The 18,240-nt window shown below is 63.2% G+C and carries 18 protein-coding genes and 2 tRNA genes; 8 read left to right on the top strand and 12 right to left on the bottom strand.

The features are described 5' to 3' along the window. Positions 1-7: 7 nt before the first annotated feature. Entirely contained in the window at positions 8-595 is a 588-nt protein-coding gene (locus tag B0E55_RS23210; RefSeq protein ID WP_019746484.1) for a putative glycolipid-binding domain-containing protein, read from the bottom strand. 238 nt (positions 596-833) lie between these two features. On the opposite strand from B0E55_RS23210, the gene B0E55_RS23205 reads away from it, so the two are divergent. The 5 genes from B0E55_RS23205 to B0E55_RS23185 all read left to right on the top strand — a co-directional run bounded on the left by B0E55_RS23205 (position 834) and on the right by B0E55_RS23185 (position 5,290). Then, the gene (locus tag B0E55_RS23205; protein ID WP_174531793.1) at positions 834-1,979 is read left to right on the top strand and encodes a DNA cytosine methyltransferase; all 1,146 of its coding nucleotides are present in this window, start codon (positions 834-836) and stop codon (positions 1,977-1,979) included. Then, a complete protein-coding gene (locus B0E55_RS23200; protein WP_019746482.1) occupies positions 1,976-2,851 on the top strand; it encodes a hypothetical protein in 876 nt (291 codons plus the stop codon). The genes B0E55_RS23205 and B0E55_RS23200 overlap by 4 nt, the downstream gene beginning before the upstream one ends. A gap of 10 nt (positions 2,852-2,861) precedes the next feature. Then, positions 2,862-3,266 carry a very short patch repair endonuclease gene (locus B0E55_RS23195; RefSeq protein WP_080910541.1) on the top strand — a complete coding sequence of 135 codons (405 nt, stop codon included), beginning with the start codon at positions 2,862-2,864 and terminating at the stop codon, positions 3,264-3,266. A gap of 10 nt (positions 3,267-3,276) precedes the next feature. Beyond that, on the top strand, positions 3,277-3,966 hold the full coding sequence (locus B0E55_RS23190) for a DUF998 domain-containing protein (RefSeq protein WP_029254264.1): 690 nt from the start codon (positions 3,277-3,279) through the stop codon (positions 3,964-3,966). A gap of 79 nt (positions 3,967-4,045) precedes the next feature. Further along, on the top strand, positions 4,046-5,290 hold the full coding sequence (locus B0E55_RS23185; protein ID WP_060939669.1) for an alpha/beta hydrolase family protein: 1,245 nt from the start codon (positions 4,046-4,048) through the stop codon (positions 5,288-5,290). A gap of 1 nt (position 5,291) precedes the next feature. Here B0E55_RS23185 and B0E55_RS23180 read toward each other — a convergent pair whose 3' ends face one another. The 10 genes from B0E55_RS23180 to B0E55_RS23135 form a co-directional block, all read right to left on the bottom strand. Beyond that, complete coding sequence (locus B0E55_RS23180; RefSeq protein WP_069146645.1) at positions 5,292-6,470, bottom strand: cation:proton antiporter; 1,179 nt, start codon at positions 6,468-6,470, stop codon at positions 5,292-5,294. Between the two features lie 34 nt (positions 6,471-6,504). Then, positions 6,505-7,134, bottom strand: coding sequence for a pyridoxamine 5'-phosphate oxidase family protein (locus B0E55_RS23175; protein ID WP_080910540.1), 630 nt, complete (start codon positions 7,132-7,134; stop codon positions 6,505-6,507). Next, positions 7,131-7,946 (bottom strand): ABC transporter ATP-binding protein, encoded by an 816-nt coding sequence (locus B0E55_RS23170; RefSeq protein ID WP_080910539.1) that lies wholly within the window; start codon positions 7,944-7,946, stop codon positions 7,131-7,133. Before B0E55_RS23170 ends, B0E55_RS23175 begins: the two co-directional genes overlap by 4 nt. Beyond that, positions 7,943-8,995 carry a FecCD family ABC transporter permease gene (locus B0E55_RS23165; RefSeq protein WP_047888775.1) on the bottom strand — a complete coding sequence of 351 codons (1,053 nt, stop codon included), beginning with the start codon at positions 8,993-8,995 and terminating at the stop codon, positions 7,943-7,945. Before B0E55_RS23165 ends, B0E55_RS23170 begins: the two co-directional genes overlap by 4 nt. Continuing rightward, positions 8,992-10,035, bottom strand: a complete 1,044-nt coding sequence (locus B0E55_RS23160; protein WP_020968171.1) for a FecCD family ABC transporter permease — start codon at positions 10,033-10,035, stop codon at positions 8,992-8,994. Before B0E55_RS23160 ends, B0E55_RS23165 begins: the two co-directional genes overlap by 4 nt. Beyond that, the gene (locus B0E55_RS23155; protein ID WP_029254259.1) at positions 10,032-11,066 is read right to left on the bottom strand and encodes an iron-siderophore ABC transporter substrate-binding protein; all 1,035 of its coding nucleotides are present in this window, start codon (positions 11,064-11,066) and stop codon (positions 10,032-10,034) included. The genes B0E55_RS23160 and B0E55_RS23155 overlap by 4 nt, the downstream gene beginning before the upstream one ends. Positions 11,067-11,222: 156 nt before the next feature. Next, complete coding sequence (locus B0E55_RS23150) at positions 11,223-12,068, bottom strand: helix-turn-helix domain-containing protein (RefSeq protein WP_232816815.1); 846 nt, start codon at positions 12,066-12,068, stop codon at positions 11,223-11,225. A 118-nt stretch (positions 12,069-12,186) separates the two neighbouring features. After that, positions 12,187-12,259, bottom strand: a tRNA-Arg gene (locus tag B0E55_RS23145). Between the two features lie 82 nt (positions 12,260-12,341). Next, positions 12,342-12,433, bottom strand: a tRNA-Ser gene (locus tag B0E55_RS23140). Positions 12,434-12,529: 96 nt separating this feature from the next. After that, complete coding sequence (locus tag B0E55_RS23135; RefSeq protein WP_080910538.1) at positions 12,530-13,249, bottom strand: dienelactone hydrolase family protein; 720 nt, start codon at positions 13,247-13,249, stop codon at positions 12,530-12,532. Positions 13,250-13,310: 61 nt separating this feature from the next. Between B0E55_RS23135 and hisC the strand changes: the two genes are divergently transcribed. The 3 genes from hisC to B0E55_RS23120 all read left to right on the top strand — a co-directional run bounded on the left by hisC (position 13,311) and on the right by B0E55_RS23120 (position 17,089). Continuing rightward, on the top strand, positions 13,311-14,387 hold the full coding sequence (gene hisC, locus B0E55_RS23130) for a histidinol-phosphate transaminase (protein ID WP_029254256.1): 1,077 nt from the start codon (positions 13,311-13,313) through the stop codon (positions 14,385-14,387). A 100-nt stretch (positions 14,388-14,487) separates the two neighbouring features. Further along, positions 14,488-16,182 (top strand): bifunctional metallophosphatase/5'-nucleotidase, encoded by a 1,695-nt coding sequence (locus tag B0E55_RS23125; protein ID WP_080910537.1) that lies wholly within the window; start codon positions 14,488-14,490, stop codon positions 16,180-16,182. Positions 16,183-16,219: 37 nt separating this feature from the next. Continuing rightward, complete coding sequence (locus B0E55_RS23120) at positions 16,220-17,089, top strand: MYG1 family protein (protein WP_080910536.1); 870 nt, start codon at positions 16,220-16,222, stop codon at positions 17,087-17,089. A gap of 20 nt (positions 17,090-17,109) precedes the next feature. On the opposite strand, the gene B0E55_RS23115 is transcribed toward B0E55_RS23120, so the two are convergent. Then, positions 17,110-18,120 carry an alpha/beta hydrolase gene (locus tag B0E55_RS23115; RefSeq protein WP_020968165.1) on the bottom strand — a complete coding sequence of 337 codons (1,011 nt, stop codon included), beginning with the start codon at positions 18,118-18,120 and terminating at the stop codon, positions 17,110-17,112. Positions 18,121-18,240: the final 120 nt, after the last annotated feature.

Here is an 18,240-nt window from a genome sequence, read left to right as displayed (position 1 = left end):
ACGAAACCTAGATTCGAGTTGCCAGACCCGGGTAGTCGAGGACGAAGCCTTCGGTATCGACGGCCAGCGTCGAGCTGGACACCGGGGACAGCACACTGATTCCGTCGGTGCCGCTGCTGTAGGTGATGGTCGCACCCTCGACGCGCAGGTCGAGAAGGTTGACGTAGACGACCGGGACCTCGGCGTCTTCGATGTCGTTCTGCAAGCCGACGCGGCGGATGGGCAGCGTGTTGAAGAACGGGCTGAGGATCACGTCGACATCAAGTGCGCCATCGAACGCAGAGCGCTGGTGACTGGCGCCGTTCTCGACCATCCAGGTGCCTTCTTCGTCCCGGCTGATCGACATCTGACGCTCACCGGCGGCCAGGGCGGTCCGCACCGACAGCCTGCGGGTGATGCCGGCCTCGTCGGTGACCAGGTCGTATGACGCGCTGAATGCAGGGTGCTCACTGCAGGCTCCACCGATGATCCGGCCGGAAGCCTTGATGCGATTTCCGTTCAGCTGCACACGAACAGACTCCATACGAGGAGCGTTGTGGGCCTGCCAGGTCAATACCGCGGGCCAGGACGCGTCACCGGAAGGTTGGATGCTCACCCGACCACGGTAATGGACGAACGGGCGCGGAGCACCGCTGGTTCGGGTTATTGCTTCGATCAGGGACCTTTTAGGGACTTCGATCGGCCCCGAAGATCTCGATGTAAGGCGTTTCACAACGGTTCTTCCGTAAGGAGCACCCCGCAGACCGAATAGTTGGCAAACGGTGTCGGAGTTCTCGAGTACCGTGCTTCTAGGTCGGTTCGTGAGGAAGGGTGCTGTGACGTCGTCGCGGAGCATGGTGGGTTTGTTTGCCGGTATCGGCGGGCTCGAGTTGGGGCTCTCGGAACATGGGTGGAACACCGAACTGCTGTGTGAAATCGATCCGGGCGCCCAGGCAGTTCTCCGTTCGCGATTCGCCGACGTGCCGTTGCACGGCGACGTCACCAAACTGCGCGCGCTGCCCAGCGACATCGAATTGGTGGCCGCCGGTTTCCCCTGCCAGGACCTCTCTCAAGCCGGCAAAACGGCGGGCATCACCGGCGCACGCTCAGGCCTGGTGGACGAGGTGTTCCGTCTGGTCAAGCGCAAGAAAGGCCCGCGCTGGCTGTTGATCGAGAACGTTCCGTTCATGCTGCAACTCGGCAAGGGCGCTGCCATGCGGCACATCACCGACGCTCTCGAAGACCTCGGATACACCTGGGCATACCGGGTGGTCGACGCCCGCGCCTTCGGACTCCCCCAGCGCCGCCAGCGCGTCATCATGCTTGCCTCGCGCACGGACGATCCTCGCGAAATCCTGTTCGGCCAGGACGCCGGCGAGCGCCTGGGAGGTGATCCCGCGGACTACCCCTGCGGCTTCTACTGGACCGAAGGCACCCGCGGACTCGGATGGGCCGTCAATGCCGTGCCGACACTCAAGGGCGGCTCGTCCGTCGGCATCCCCAGCCAGCCGGCGGTGCGACTGCCGTCCGGCGAGATAGTTACTCCCGGCCTCGTCGACGCCGAACGCCTGCAGGGTTTCGATCCCGACTGGACGCTGCCGTCCGTCGAGGTTCCTGGGCTTCGCCACAGCCACCGATGGAAGCTCGTCGGCAATGCCGTGAGCGTGCGGATGGCATCGTGGGTCGGTGGCCGGTTGAACGATCCCATCGAATACGACGCCGCGGGCGAGACGCCACTCGAACCGGGCGACGCCTGGCCGAGTGCGGCGTGGGGCCGTAACCGCCAAGCCTTCCGCGTCCATACCTCGACCTGGCCGGTCCAGTACGACTACGAGGATCTGAGCGGTTTCCTCGAGGACACGCGGTTGCTGTCGGCGCGGGCCACGGCCGGCTTCCTCAAGCGCGCACGCATGGGCAATCTTCGGTTCATCCCCGGTTTCATCGAGGACGTCGAAAGCCATCTCGAGCGGATGGGCGGATACCCCGAGGCCGCGGCATGACGGAATCACTGTTCCCCGAACCTGAAACGCTATTCCCCGAACCCCTGTTTTCCGAACCGGAACACGAACCACTGTGGAGCGCACTGCAACTCGCGGGCGACAAGCCTCCGGCCGACGCCGATCGCGGCGAGAAGAAGAACTACGCCCAGCGACTGTCCAATCAACTGGCACAGACGGTGGCCGACGCTCTGCGTCCGCTGTATCCCAACATCACCCCGACAGCGTCCGGCGAAGGCCAGGAGGCAACCGTTGATGTCGCCAAGGGCCGAAAGCGCTTGGACGTCAAGGCCCTCGACCCCACTCTGGGCCTGATCCTCTGCGTCTCCATCAAGACGTACAACTTCCAGGACTACAGTCCCCGCAGCGGAAAACTTGGACGGTGGACCAAGAACATCGTCCGCAACGACCACGAATTGCGTGGCGAGGCAATGGTTCTGCATCAGCGCCAGCCGTACAGCGTGTTGGTCGCCGTCATGTTCGAGCCGTACGCCACCTGCGACGACGGCGACCCGACCAAGACCAGTGACACCGGCAAATCCTCTTTTGCACACCACGTCACGACGCTCTCGAAGCGCTCGGGCCGGGGCAAGCGCGCGGTGGTCGGCGTTCCAGGAAAGGCCTGGGTGGATCTCGGCGCCGAGGACACCCGCTACGACCTCTTCGAGAAGGTCTACATCGGACTCTACGAACCCGATGGCGCGGTTCGGTTCTTCGACGTCGACGAGCCGCCGCCGCGCAACGGCCGGCCCACCGAAGCTCAGACGCTCTCGTTCACCGACTTCGTGACCGTCGTGCACGGTGAAGTGGAGCGTCGCAACAGGTTTGCGCCCACCTGGTCCGATCCCGAAGACAGCGACGATTCCGACGGCTGAGGGAACCACGGTGCCTGCGACGGATCCTGCCACCAGCGCTCGGATGAGCGCTCAGCGTCGGCGCGACACCAAACCTGAAATTGCACTTCGACGCGAGCTTCATCGGCGCGGACTCCGGTACTTCGTGGACCGGACGCCTGTCAAAGGTGTTCGCCGACGCGCTGATCTGGTGTTTCCGCGCCGCAAAGTCGCGGTGTTCGTGGACGGATGCTTCTGGCACAGCTGCCCGCAGCATGCGACGTTTCCCAAGAACAACGCGCAGTGGTGGACGGACAAGTTGGCCGCCAACGTGGTTCGAGACCGCGACACCGATGCACGTCTGGCAGAGCAGGGTTGGACCGTCATCCGCATCTGGGAGCACGAAGATCCGCTGGTAGCAGCCGAACGCGTCCAGAAAGCCCTGCTCGGTCCGTAAGCTCGATTTCGTGAAGGAACGCAACGTTGCGCGGTGGGGTTTGGTGGCTGCGCTGGCTCTGGGCGGAATCGTCTACTCGTCGTGGATTCTCGAATTTTTCCTCGACACCGGCCTCGACCCGGTGACATCGTTCCTCAGCGAACTCGATGCCGAGAACCAGAAATACCGTGACGTCTTCGGCAATGCCGACGTCCTGTCCGCGATCTTGATGTTGATCTCCGGAGCGCTGGGTCTGCTGATCACGCCCAGGCGCAGGCTCTACGTCACGGGCTGGATTGCACTTGCAGTGTTCGGCATCGCCACAATCGCCGACGCGTCGTTCCCTCTCGAATGCTCGGGCGAGGGTTGCCCGTCGAGCGCACCCGACGGTCTACTTCCGCAGCTCCACCATGTTCACGCATTGACGAGCAGCGTGGCGGTGTTCGCGATCTTCACCGCGATGATCGCATTCACCGTGGGAGCGTTCAGGTATCGCGAACACCGGTCGTTGCGTACGACCGGCCTGACCATTTTGATCCTGACTTCCCTTGCGACGGTGTGGATGTTGACGACCAACAGCATCGAAGTCTCCGGCGGCGGTAATCTCGGACTGGGTATCGCTCAACGCGCACAGGTGCTGGGGATGTCGTTGTGGTTGTGCACCCTGGCATTTGCGATGTCGAGGCCGCCATCCACCGGGCTCCCGGCGTCGCCACGCTGACAGGTTTTCCGGCAAGCGATTCGGGCGATCCTGGAACTACAACTGAAAATGGCTGCCCCGAACTAGCGAAGGTGTGCCCATGTCTCTCGCGTCGTCGTTCTTCGCCCATCCACACCAGGCGTTCACTGCCGGTTTCTACCGCAACGAGTCCTTCGACTTCGAGCTAAGAGTCGTTCTCGGGCAAGCCACCTACGGCGCGGCAGATACCGGCGAAGTGCTCTCGGCCATCGCTCATGTCGGCGAGAAAGACCTCGAGGGCTGGTACGAGGCCTGGTTCGACCTCGGCACACGAGTATTCGGGCAGGCCGATGAGGCAGCCGCGGCCGGGCATTCGCGAAGCGCGTCCAACGCGTACCTGCGGGCGGCGTCGTACTTCGGTGTGGCGATCAACGCCGTAGACGGTCTCAGCGACGATTCGGTTCTGGTCCCCACTTTCAAACGTCACCGACAAGCGTGGGACCGCTTCGTCGACACCACCGCCCAGCCCGTCGAGCGCGTCCGAATCCCTTACGAGGACACGTACCTGCCCGGGTACTTCTTCCGGCCACCCGGCGACGTGCGACGGCCGACGTTGATCATGGTGAACGGTAGCGACGGCCCGATCAGCGGACTGTGGGGCAGCGGCGGCGCCGGGGCCCTCGAGCGGGGCTACAACGTGTTGATGTTCGACGGTCCCGGTCAGCAGTCGATGCTCTTCGAGCGCAACATCCCGTTCCGTCACGACTGGGAATCCGTCATCACGCCCGTCGTCGACTATCTCGTGGACCGGCCGGACGTCGATGCGTCGAAGCTGGCGATCTACGGGATCAGTCAGGGCGGTTACTGGGTACCGCAGTCGTTGGCGTTCGAGCATCGGATCGCGGCAGCGATCGCCGATCCGGGGGTCGTGGACGTGGCCGCGTCGTGGCTCGCCCATATCCCCAAGAACATGCAGAAGCTGCTCGACGAGGGGAAGTCGGAGGCCTTCGACCGCGACATGGCGATAGGGCTGGGGATGAAATTCTCGAAGGACAGCGCCCGGATCTGGCGCTTCCGAGCGCGTCCGTACCTCGCCGACGGTTACTACAACACTCTCGCCGAGGTTCGGAAGTACCACCTCGAACACGTCGCCGGCTCGATCTCCACTCCCCTGCTGATTACCGATCCGGAAGGCGAGCAGTTCTGGCCCGGTCAATCCAAGCGGCTTGCCGCCCTATCCGGCGGACCGACGACGGTGGTTCCCTTTACCGCTGCCGAGGGCGCGAACTTCCACTGCCAGCCCATGGCGAGGCGTCTGACGGATCAGCGAATGTTCGACTGGCTCGACGAGCAGTTGGATCTCTGAATCAGGACACTTTCTCCTTTTTCGTCAAGAGAGTGGCGAGCATCGGCAGCAGTAGAACGGTGATCGCACCGGCCGCGACAAGAATCGACGCGTTGTCCGAGGACATCTGATGCGCGTCGACGGCAGCGCCCGTGACCGCCACGATCATGGGCAGACCGGTAGCCCCGTACAACGCGACTTGCGCACTTTCGCGCGTGGTGAAGGGCGGCTCGACCTTCTCGAACTTGGTCACGAAGAACACCGGCACGCCGCGGACGACAACGATCAGGATCAGAAACGCAATCAGTGTGCCGGGACTGGCGGCGACCGCCGAGACGTCGATTGCCATGCCTGAAGTGATGAAGAAGATCGGGATGAGGAACCCGAAGGCGATCCCGTCGAGCTTGATCTCGAGGCGCTCGTCGCCCTCTGGCATCAGTCGCCGCAGGATGAAGCCGGCGGCAAACGCGCCGAGAATGACGTCGAGTGAGAACACGGCCGACAGCACTCCGAGGCTGACCAACAACAGAACGGTGAGGCGGACCGTCGTCTGCGCCGTGGTGTCCGCTCCTGCCCGCACCAGCCGATGTGTCCACGAGCCTTCGTGAATCAGCTTGCCGGGCAGCACCGCCACGACGATGGCGATCAAGGCGAAGACGGCAAGAACGATGAGCGACAGGACGGCACCACGGGCACTCAGCAGCACCGCCATCGCGACGACCGGCCCGAGTTCGCCGACGGCCCCGTGATTGAGGACCGTCTTGCCCAAGCGTGTGTCGAGGAGTTTGTTGTCCTTGAGGATCGGCAACAGCGTGCCCAGTGCGGTCGACGTCATTGCGATGGCAACAGCGGCTTCCGCGGAGATCACGTTCCTCATGCCAAGCAGCGCGACCACCGTGAACGCCAACGCGAGGCAGAACAGCCACGTGTAGAGCGCTCGACGTCCGCCGCGCCCACTGAGTTCCTGTCGGTCGATCTCGTAGCCGGCGAGCAGGAACAGCATGCCGAGGCCGAGTTCGCGGAGGATTCCGATCGCTTCGCTGTCAGCGGCGATGTTGAGGGCGAACGGCCCGACCACTGCGCCCGCGACCAGTAGCAACACCACTTCGGGAACCAGTCGACGCGGGATCAAGCCCGCGACTATCGGCGCGATGGCCGCGATCAGCGCAATCCAGAACAGCGAGGAGGCAATTGAAGGCACGGATCATTATCGGACATAGGTGACGGATCTGCGCTCAGTACAGGTACTTGCGGTACGCCTCCTGCCGAGCCGGCTCCAGATCCTCGACCAGCAGGCTGTGCTGCTCGGCCATCATGTCGCGCAGACTCGGTACGTCATCGGATGCGCGCCACGTCGACGGATCCCACAGCTTCGCCCGCAGAATCGCTCTCGCGCAATGCAGATACGCCTCGTCGATCTTCACGATCACAGCAAGCTGTGCCGGCTTGCCGTTCATCGCCATCGAGTCCAACAGATCAGGATCGGTGGACAGAGTCGCCGTGCCGTTGACACGCACGATCTCGTCGTGCCCGGGCGCGAGAAAGAGGATCCCCACGTGAGGATTTTCGATCATGTTCCGGTAGGAGTCAGCGCGCCGGTTGCCCGGACGATCCGGGAGCACGAGCGTCTTCTCGTCGGGAAACAGAACCTGACTGACCAAGTCTCCGCGCGGCGAGCAATCGCAATTTCCGGCCGCATCGGATGTCGCGAGCACAAAAAACCGTGCCTGCTCGATGAATTCACGGATCAACGGAGTCGTGTAGGCGGTCTGCTTCTCCATGATCGTCGGATGGGGCTGTCCGAGAATCGCATTGAGTTGTTCCACGGATTCGATCCGCCCGCCCGTGGCGTTCGACGCCGTCACGTCAACACGTCGTCGAGAACGTGGTGGCGCCCGAGCGGCAACACCAACGGCTTACCCGAGATGGGGTCGGGGATGATTCGGCTCTCGAGACCGAAAACGGTGCGGACGTTGTCGCTCGTGAGCACCTCGGCAGGATCACCCGCCGCGTAGACCCGACGATCGGCCATGGCGACGAGGTAGTCGGCGTAGCGGGCGGCGAGATTGAGATCGTGCAGAACCATGACAATCGTTGTACCCCGAGTCCGATTCAGGTCGGTGAGCAGGTCCAAGACCTCAACCTGGTGGCTCACGTCCAAGAAGGTAGTCGGCTCGTCGAGAAGAAGCAGATCGGTTTGTTGGGCGAGCGCCATCGCAATCCACACACGTTGGCGCTGACCACCGGAAAGTTCGTCCACCGATCGTTCGGCCAATTCGGTTGTGTCCGTTGCCGCAAGCGCCTCGGCGACGGCTGCGTCATCCTCTCGACTCCACCTCGACAGCACCCGCTGATGTGGATGTCGGCCTCGGCCGACGAGATCGGCGACAACTATCCCTTCCGGTGCGATCGGTGACTGCGGCAGCAGACCGAGCGTGCGAGCGAGCTTCTTCGCGGGTAGGCGATGAACATCCTTGCCGTCCAACAGAACATGACCGCCTCGGGGACTGAGTAGCCGCGACATCGACCGCAGCAGGGTCGATTTGCCGCACGCGTTGGCGCCCACGATGGTCGTGATCTTTCCCGGCGGCACCGCGAGGTCGAGCGATTCGACGACGGTCCGTCCTCCGTAACCGAGTTCGAGGTTTTCGACAGTCAGAGTATGGGATTCGGTCACAGCGAACCTCCCGTTCGGTTGGAGCGAATGATGAGGTAGACGAGATACGGCGCTCCCAGCGCGCCAGTCACCACGCCAACGGGGTAGCGGGTGCCGAAGGCGTACTGTCCGCAGAAATCGGCAACTAGCACCAGCAGCGCTCCGACCAGCGCCGACGGAATCAAAAGTGATGTTCCCGGACCGACGATGCGGGCGGCGATGGGCCCTGACAGAAATGCGACGAAGGCGATGGGCCCCGCAGCGGCAGTGGCAAAGGCGATGAGTCCGACGGCCGCAATGATCGTCAGAATGCGCGTTCGTTCCACTCTGACGCCGAGCGCTTGTGCTGCGTCGTCACCGAGCTGGATGGTCGAAAGGTTGCGCGATTGGCTCAGCAGCACAGGTCCGAGGACAACCAGCGCCAGGAGTACGGGAACCGTCGAACCCCAGTTGGCACCGTTGAGGCTGCCGGTGAGCCAACGCATCGTCTCCTGCAGATCCCACGCGGCGGCGGTACTGAGCAGGTAGGCGGTGACGCTGTCGAGCATCGCGGCGATGCCGATACCGATCAGGATCAGCCGAGTGCCTGCTACACCGTCTCGGAAGGACAGAACGTAGATCAAGACTGCGACGCCCAGACCGACAGCGATGGCGAAGATCGAGACCTGCGAGCCGCCGAGCGAAAGCGAGATGATCGCGAAAGCCGCTGCAGCGCTTGCGCCGGAGCTGATCCCGATGATGTCGGGGCTCGCGAGCGGGTTGCGCAGCATCGTCTGGAACGTGATGCCACCCAAGCCGAAACAGATTCCGGCGACCACAGCTAGGACAGCGCGAGGCAGCCGGAGGCGGCCGACGGTGAACGAGGCACCAGGCACGTTCTCCCCCAGCACGACGCGAAGCACATCTGACGGCGGGTAGAAGGTTTTTCCCACCATCAGAGTGACCGCGAAGGAGGCGACGACGAGGACCGTCAGCACGGCAATCACGATGCGGCGGCGTCTACCTCGTCGGATACGGCTTGCTCCGACTGCGTCGACCTCGACTTCGGGAGTAACGAATGTAGTGGTCACAGCTCACGTATTTTCTGACGGCGGACGATGTAAATGAAGAAGGGCGCTCCGACGAGCGCGGTGATGATGCCGACGTCGATTTCGCTCGGCCGGGCGACAATTCGTCCGAGAATGTCGGCGGCGACGAGAAGGCCGGCACCTGTCAGCGCAGAAAACGGTAGTAGCCAACGGTTGTCGATACCGATCAGCAACCGGCACAGATGCGGGACAACCAAACCGACGAAGCCGATCGGTCCGGCAATGGCAGTGGCTGCACCGCAGAGCAACACTGCACCGAGCGCTGCCACTGCACGAACCACCGCGACGCGTTCGCCGAGACCTGACGCAACCTCGTCGCCGAGCGCAAGAGAGTTGAGACTGCGCGCTGACAGCAGACAGATCACGAAGCCGACAATGAGGAAAGGCAGACCCTGCCGGATCACCTCGAAACTCGCGCCACCGACGCCGCCGATCTGCCACGAACGAATGTTGCCCGCAATATCGTTTCGCGGCAGCATGATCGCAGTGATGAACGAAGCAAACGCAGCCGATGTTGCGGCCCCGGCAAGAGCCAACTTGAGTGGCGTGGCTCCACCTCGCCCGAGTGACCCGACTACGTAGACGAACAATGCCGCCCCGGCTGCACCGAGTACGGCCACCCAGATCATGCTGGTCTGGGTCCACAATCCGAACCACGCCATTCCGATCACCACGGCGAGCGAAGCGCCCATGTTGACGCCCAGGATTCCGGGATCCGCCAAAGGGTTTCGGGTAATCCCCTGCATCACCGCGCCGGCAAGACCGAGCGCAGCACCCACGACGATCGCGAGCACCGTCCGCGGAATGCGCTTGGCAATCGCACCCTGACCGATATTGTCGGTGGAACCGCCAAGTGCGGCAACGATGTCGGACCAATCGACCTCACGAGAGCCGATGACGATCGAGGCGCACATGAGCACCGCGAGGACCACGAGAAGGGCGATCAGCCACAGCGAATTGCCGAACGTCGGGCGCCGCGTATCGCTGGCGCCCGACGTCGAATCCTGCGAGGTTACAGTCACTCCGACTTTCCAGCAGCCCCGGCGAGCAGATCGACATAGTCGCCGAGTACCCACGAAATGGCGAGCGGAGTCGGGTTGGCCGCCGTTCCCATCGGGCCGGTTCCGTTGAGGAACACGATCGAATTGTTGGCGACGGCAGGCATCTGCGAGAGCAGCGGGTCAGCCTTGAGTGCGTCGACAAGTGCCTGGTCACCGTACGTGACGATCAGTTCGACGTCGTCGAAGACGTCCACACGCTCGGCACTGACCTTCTTCGAGAACTCACCACCCGTCGAGGCGTCGGCAACGCTCTTCGGCGTCGAAAGTCCGAGGTCCTCGAAGAACGCGGCACGTGTGTCGTTCGCAGTGTAGAAGCTGACCTGACTCAGGTCGGCAGTGTCGACGTGCGTCAGGAACATTGTTGCTTTGCCGGCAAGCTGCGGATGTGAGGCAACCTCGTCGGCGATCTCCTTCTCGATGGTGGAGATCAGTTCCTGCCCTTCGGATTCCATGCCGAGGCCCATGCTGTTGAACTTGATGACGTCACGCCACGACGTCGCCCACGGCCCCTCGGGATACGCCACAACCGGAGCGATCTCACTGAGAGTGTCGTAGTCCTCCTGCGTCAATCCGGAGTACGCGGCAAGAATGACGTCAGGGTTCGTATCGGAGACGGCTTCGAAGTCGATGCCGTCGGTCTCGTCGAAGAGCACCGGCGGCTTCGCGCCGAGGTCGTCGAGCTTTTCCTCGACCCACGGCAGCATTCCGTTGCCGTTGTCGTCGCCGAACGTCGCCGCTGCCATTCCGACGGGAACCACGCCGAGAGCAAGGGGCACTTCGTGATTGGCCCAGGCAACGGTGGCAACTCGCTCCGGCTTGGCGTCGATCGTCGTAGTTCCGAAAGCGTGCTCGATCGTGACAGGGAAGGAGCTGGATCCGCTTCCGGCGCTGCCGCCGTCGGCGGTCTCCGAGGAGCCGGAACTGCAAGCTGTCATGCCGAGGGCGACTGCGACCGCTGCTGCGGCCACCGCCAAGAAGCGTTTTGAACGCATGAAAACAGAACTCTCTCGAGAAGGGGTACGGCCCTCAACCCGGCTCAATCAGGCACTTAGGTGAGGTTTGCCTAAACCGTATACGGGAGGGCAATGTGGCGCAATCGCGTGTTTGGGACACCCGGTGTAGCGATCGAGACAAGGTGTGATGGCCGATCAGCTAGCCCGGAACATCCCTGGTGTAGCGCCGGTAGTGCGCCGAAATGCCGCACCGAACGCACTGGTCGAGTGATAGCCCACGCGCTCGGCAACCTCTTGCAGATCCAAGCCGTGTGCAAGAAGAGTCACCGCTCGTTGGGCGCGCACCGCTGACACCCACTGCCCGAAACTCATCCCGGTCTCCGACCGAAATGCCCGGGTGATGGTTCGCGGGCTGACGCCGAGGAGCCTTGCCCAGTCGGACAGCGTTCGCATGTCACTCGGATCGTCACCGATCGCGTCGACGATGGGTTGCAGAAGCGCCGAGTCCGGCACCAGAACCAGCAACTCGTTGGGTGACGGCGCCAGTACGTCGATCACCATCTGCTCTGTGAGCGAGCGCGAAGAGGTTCCGAGTGAATCGTCTGCCAGTCGCTCGAGGAGGTTCCGCAGCAGCGGAGTCACCTCGATCGCCACCGGCACGTCGGACAGAGACGGAACCGATGCGATGTCGAGCTGAGCGGCCCGATACCAGGTTCCGGCGGGCGCGATCGCCGAGTGCAGGACGCCGGCGGGCATCCACAGACCGACAGTCGGGGTGATCGTCCACGTGCGCGATCCCACCGTGGCGCTCGACGCTCCCCGCTCGTTCCACAACAATTCGTGGGTCGGGTGCGAGTGCGCCTCCCACCGGGTCTCGCGGGAGACAAGCTCGTCCATGCCCGCGATGACAAAGGGCACCTCGACCGCCCCGGCCGAGTAGACCGGGAGCGTCCGACTGTCGACGGTCTCCAACGGGTTCTCCTCGGTTCGCGCGACTGCTCCGGAGAAAGCATAGGTCGCGGGGATCGGTTGTTGGTTCATACGATCGCGAGGGTCACCGACCGAAATTCGCCGAGGTGACGTCACACACATTCAAAAATTGCGAATGCACCACAACAAAAAGAAGGTCACAGACCGGAGTCTGTGACCTTCTTTCTTGTGCGCCCGAAGGGATTCGAACCCCTAACCTCTTGATCCGTAGTCAAGTGCTCTATCCGTTGAGCTACGGGCGCATGTTCTGTTGTCTTGCTGATCTTGCGTGTCTTGCCGTCGTACTTTCTATCATTTCTAACCCGCCGGTCAAAATCACCGGCTTGGCGGAGGCGAGAGGATTTGAACCTCCGGTCCCTCGTAAAAGGGACAACTCATTAGCAGTGAGTCCCATTCGGCCGCTCTGGCACGCCTCCCTGGGGGTTCCGATCCTTTCGGACCGCCGGATCGAAAGATTACACACCCTTCGCCACCAAAGGCAAAACGCGTGGTCAGCGCCCTGATTTGTCGGCTTACCGCAGGTGGCTGTCGAACCAGTCGAAGATCCGGGTCTGAGCTTCGACGATCGAGGCCGAGCCAGGGTCGTCGAGGTCGGCGTCCTCGGACAGCTGTGGCGGCTCGTCCGCCCGGTGGGCCAGTCCGGCGTAGCTGACCACCAGTGTCGCGACGTCGGCCTTGGCGGTCGCTTCCCGGAGCAGGGTCACGTGCTCACGCGGCGTGCTGGGATCGTCCTCGCCGTACAGCGCCAGCCACGGCGCCTGCAGGGAAGTGGCCGCATCGACGAGCGCCTGAGCATCCACCGACAAGGCTTCGACGATTCCCCGGGCGGCGACGCTCACCGCGGCACCGACGGGACGGCTGGTGGCCACGAGCATCGCGGCGGTCCCGGCGTCGTCGAATCCGAGCACCCCGACGGTGTCCGCGAGAACTTCGCGTCCGACGAGCCAATCGAGGGTCGCGTCGAAGTCGGCGAAGAGGTTGTCACCGAACACCTCGCCCTGCATGTGTTCGGGTTCGCGGTGGAACAGGTGCGGTGCGACGCTCACCCACCCTTCGCCGGCGAGTGCGCACATCAGATTCAGCAGAGCCGGGCTGAACTGGCGGGCTTCATGCAGGACGACGATCCCGCCCCGCGTCGGGCCGTCCGGCTCCACCACCGTCAGCGGAACAGCCGTGGCGACCTCCCCTTCGGCTCCGCGCAGAAACGCAGTGGCCCGGAAGATTTCCGACATCTTCTAACTCTGACACGCAGACGGCCGCTACGCATCAAATCGGTGCGCGCATAATCGACTCGTGACCGCACACATTCGCCCTGACCTCGCCTCCATCCCCGCCTACGTTCCCGGACGCAATTTTCCGGGTGCGATCAAGCTGGCGAGCAACGAAACGACCGTAGGGCCGTTGCCCGGTGTGCGTGACGCCGTCGCCGACGCGGTCGCCAATGCCAACCGCTACCCGGACAATGCCGCGGTCGCACTCATCGAGGCGCTGGCCAGCTTCCTGAAAGTCGAGCCGGCCAACGTCGCCGCTGGTTGTGGCTCCGTGACGCTGTGCCAGGAACTCGTGCAGATCACCTGCGATCAGGGTGACGAGGTCATCTACGCGTGGCGTTCGTTCGAGGCGTACCCCGTGGTCACCCAGGTCGGCCATGCCGTCTCGGTCAAGGTTCCGCTGACCGAGGACTTCGGCCACGACCTCGACGCGATGCTGGCCGCGATCACGGATCGCACGCGGTTGATCTTCGTGTGCAACCCCAACAACCCGACCGGCAACGCGCTGTCGAAGGCAGAGCTCGAGAGCTTCCTCGACGCGGTCCCGACGCACGTCGTCGTCGCACTCGACGAGGCGTACTTCGAATACTCACGCTCGGACGCCGACGGCATCGAACTGTTCCGCAGCCGCCCCAACGTGGTTGTTCTGCGCACCTTCTCGAAGGCGTACGGCCTCGCGGGAATCCGCGTGGGTTACGCGGTCGCGGATCCGGAGATCATCGTGGCCCTCGGCAAGGTGCACACCCCGTTCACCGTGAGCGCTGTCGCGCAGGCCGCCGCAATCGCTTCCCTGGCTGCAGCAGACGAACTGCTTGCCCGCACCGAAGGCGTCATCGCCGAGCGGACGCGAGTGCGCAGTGCACTGATCGAAGCCGGGTACACCGTCCCCGAGTCGTCGGCGAACTTCGTCTATCTCCCCCTCGGAGAGCTCTCCCCCGGTTTCGCCGAGGCGAGTACCGAGGCGGGCATTCTGATCCGTCAGTACGGCGTCGAGGGCGTCCGGATGACCATCGGCGATCCACACGAGAACGACGCGTTCCTCGCTTTCGCGAACACCGACGTCGCGAAGCAGGCTGCGGGCATCGGCGTCACCGCGTGACACTCGATACATAACTGTTACGCCGAGGACTGGAATTCGTTTCGGCGGACGGGCACACTCAGGGAGGTTCGAGGCCGGTCCGAGTGAGGGAGCACGACGCATGACGCGACGCATGACACGAACGTGTGCCGTGCTCGCAACGACCCTTCTCGCCACCTCCGCGACCTCCCTGAGTGCCGTCGCCACCGCCGAGTCCCAGGACACGGTGTCGGTACGTCTGTTGGCCTTCAACGATCTGCACGGCAGCCTCCGCCCGCCGGAAGGCATTCGCAGCGAGATCAGGCAGGCCGACGGCTCGCTCACCCCCGCAGGTGGCGCGGCGTATCTCGCGGCATACGTGACGCAACTTCGCAGCCAAGCCACCAACTCGCTGCTGTATTCGGTCGGTGACAACTGGGGATCGTCGGCATTGGAATCGGCGATGTTCAACGACGAACCGACGGTCGAACTGCTGAATCGGATGAAGATCGACGCTTCCGCGATCGGCAACCACGAACTGGACAAAGGGCTCGCCGAGTTCCGTCGTATGCAGTCCGGCGGTTGCTCCGCCGTCGACGCGTGCACGTTCAGTCCGTCCTTCGGCGGCGCCAACTTCCCTCTGATGGCCGCAAACATGACGTACACCAACGGCACTCCGGCCACGCTGCCCTTCACCGTGAACATGGTCGACGGCATTCCGCTCGGAGTCATCGCGATTTCCCCCGCCAACACGTCGCAGATCGTCACACCGGGCGGGATCGCCGATCTGCAGTTCGGCGACGAGGTCGAAGCGATCAACCGCACCGCCGATGTCCTCGACTTCTTCGGCGTCAAAGCCATCACCGTTCTCCTGCACCGTGGGGACGAACCGGCCGTCGAAGGTGGGCCCAACGACTGCAACGTCGAGTCCGGCCCGGCCCGCGACATCGCTCTTCGTGCCTCACCGAAGGTGGACGTCATCTTCACCGCCGACAGCCACCAGCAGTACAACTGCGAATTCCCTGATCCCGCAGGCAATCCCAGAGTCGTCATGCAGGGCGCTTCGCACGGCCGGATCGTGTCCGTCGCAGACGTCACCATCGACCGCAACACACGCGAGGTCGTTCGCGATCAGACGTCCGCTTTCAATCAGATAGTGACACACGATATTTCGCCGGATCCCGATATTCAGGCTCTCGCCGACCGGGCCTGGTCGGAGGCGTCGGAAAGCGCTCAGCGACCGGTGGGGACCATCACCGCCGATCTGACACGGGACCGCGTACCCAGCGGTGAATCGACACTCGGCAACCTGGTCGCCGACGCTCAACTCGCGGCCGGATCGACACGAGGCGCTCAACTCGCGTTGACGAACCCGGGAGGCATGCGCGAGGACTTGGACTTCGGCACTTCCGGCCAGGTCACCTACCGCCAGGCCTACGGTGTTCAACCGTTCGGCAACAGCCTCGAAGTGCTCTCCGTCACAGGAGCGGTGTTGAAGGACGCTCTCGAACAGCAATTCCAGATCGACCTCGACGGCACCGCTACCGAGCGCATCCTCTCCCCGTCCGCGGGCTTCACCTACGCCATGGACCGGCGAGCAGCGCCGGGCTCGCGAATCTCGGAAATGCGCTTGAACGGGCAGGACATCGTCCCCGACGGCGTCTACAGCGTCGTGGTGAACAAGTTCCTCGCCGAGGGCGGGGACGGTTTCACCGCACTGAAGAACTCCACCCAGATGACTGGCGCGGGCAACGACCTCGACGCCTTGACTGCCCTGTTCGCAGCCGGGTCCCCGGTCTCGCCGCCTGCCACCGATCGCATCCGCACCGTCGGCTGAATAGGCATCCCCCCGCTTGATTGCCTAGTCTCGACGGGTGATCATCGCGACCCATAACGGCAAGTTCCATGCAGACGACGTCTTCGGCGTATCGCTGCTCAAGCAGCTGTACCCCGACGCCACCGTCGTTCGCAGCCGTGACGAGTCCGTCCTCGACAGTGCGGACATCGTGCTCGACGTCGGCGGTCGCTACAACCCGGCCGAGGGTCGCTTCGACCATCACCAGCGCGATGCCGGCGAGCGCAGCAACGGCATCCTGTACTCCGCTTTCGGTCTGCTCTGGCAGGAATACGGCCTGCAGTTCTGCGAAGGCAACGCCTCCGTTTTCCGCCGAATCGACAGTCGTCTGGTCGAGGGCATCGACGCCGTCGACAACGGCCAGGAGATCTACACCCTCAACGACTACGGCACCAAGCCTTTTGACTTGTCGTCCGTGCTGGACCTGTTCAATCCGATCTCGTCCACCGACGAAGAGTTCGACACCCAGTTCGAGCTGGCCGTGGTTCTCGCAACTCAGGTCTTGATTCGCCTGCGCGCCAAGTACGCCGGCGACGCTGCGGCCGAGCGCGAGTTCACCGAGACCTACGAGAAAGCAACGGATCCGCGCTTCGTCGTGCTGGAACGCTTCGTTCCCCACGGCCGCGCCGCGTCGGCCCAGCCAGAACTTCTGTTCACCATCTTCCCGAACACCAACGGCGGCTGGTCGATTCAGACGGTCAAGCCCGCTGACTCCAAGTTCGGTTCACGAAAGCTGTTGCCGGAGCCGTGGCGCGGCCTGAACGGCTCGGACCTTGCCGCCGAGACGGGCGTCGACAGTTCGGTCTTCTGCCACAAAGCTGGGTTCATCGCGGCTGCGCAGACCCGTGACGGCGCCCTCCAGTTGCTCGAACTGGCACTGGCCGAGTAGTTCTCAGCTCACAGCCCAGTTCACATTCCCAGGGCGGTCTTCACTGTCGGCCAGGAATCGTGAAGCGCGTCTTGCCAGTACGGCCATGAATGGGTGCCGACGTTTCGATACGCGAACACTGCGGGAATCGACAACTCCCCCAACCTCGCCTCGAACAGTTGCGTGCACGTGTTTGCCAGTGCCTCGAGCGGCCCGCCTTCGATGGCCGTCTGCAGGCCGCCCGGGGTGAAAACGTTGTCGTATTCTCCGGGTGCGCCCGTGCCCGAGGAAACGTAGATCGTCTTTCCTCGCAGCGTTTCAGCATTGGTGGACGGGTCGTGTTTTTGCCAGTCGGGGTCCGATGACGGGCCCCACATGTTGGTGGCGTCGCCTGCCTTACTGGCCACGGTGAGCCGCACGGAATCCTGCGAAGACGACTCGGAGTTGTCGAGACAGCCACTGTACGAGGCTAATCCGGTGTAGAGCTTCGGGTGATGTGTGATGAGGTTGGCCGCGCCGAGCGCACCCATGGACACCCCGCCGACCACATTCGTCCCATTTCCGGAAAACGCAGAATCGATCAACGCCGGAAGCTCTTCAGCGAGAAACGATTCCCACTTGTTCACACCGAGGTTCGGATCGTCGTTCTTCCAGTTGGTGTAGAAACTGCCGGTACCGCCAACAGGGAGAACGACGTTGACGTTCTTGTCGGCGAAAAACGCTTCGATGTCGGTCTTTTGAGTCCAGGTGCTTTCGGAGTATCCGGATTCCGAACCGGCACTGACGCCGTCGAGTAGGTAGAAGGACGGACGCGAACCGGCGCTCGACGCTGGATGCAGAACCTGCACTTGCACCTCGCGCCGCATAGCCGGCGAATCGACGAACACGGCGCTACGAGTGGGCGACAATTGCTCGATGCGATTGATGTGAGCCCCGGTCTGACCTGTCAGATCTCCTGGTGGATTTTCGGGCGCCGGTTCGGCATACGCCACTCCGCCCACAACAAGCGCGAGCACGACCAACACAATCCCGACAAACCCAAATCTCCGCATCCGTCAAGCGCCCCCTGAGCATCGCACGACTATCGCTAACCCTCGATTGGACAGGACGAACGTCCCGAGGTCAACCCACTGGTTGGGATTTATTACTCGCGGGTATCCAATGGAGTTGGA

This window comes from Rhodococcus sp. 66b, assembly GCF_002076325.1.
GTDB classification, from domain to species: Bacteria; Actinomycetota; Actinomycetes; order Mycobacteriales; family Mycobacteriaceae; genus Rhodococcus_F; species Rhodococcus_F erythropolis.
This window is presented reverse-complemented; position numbering and strand designations above follow the sequence as displayed.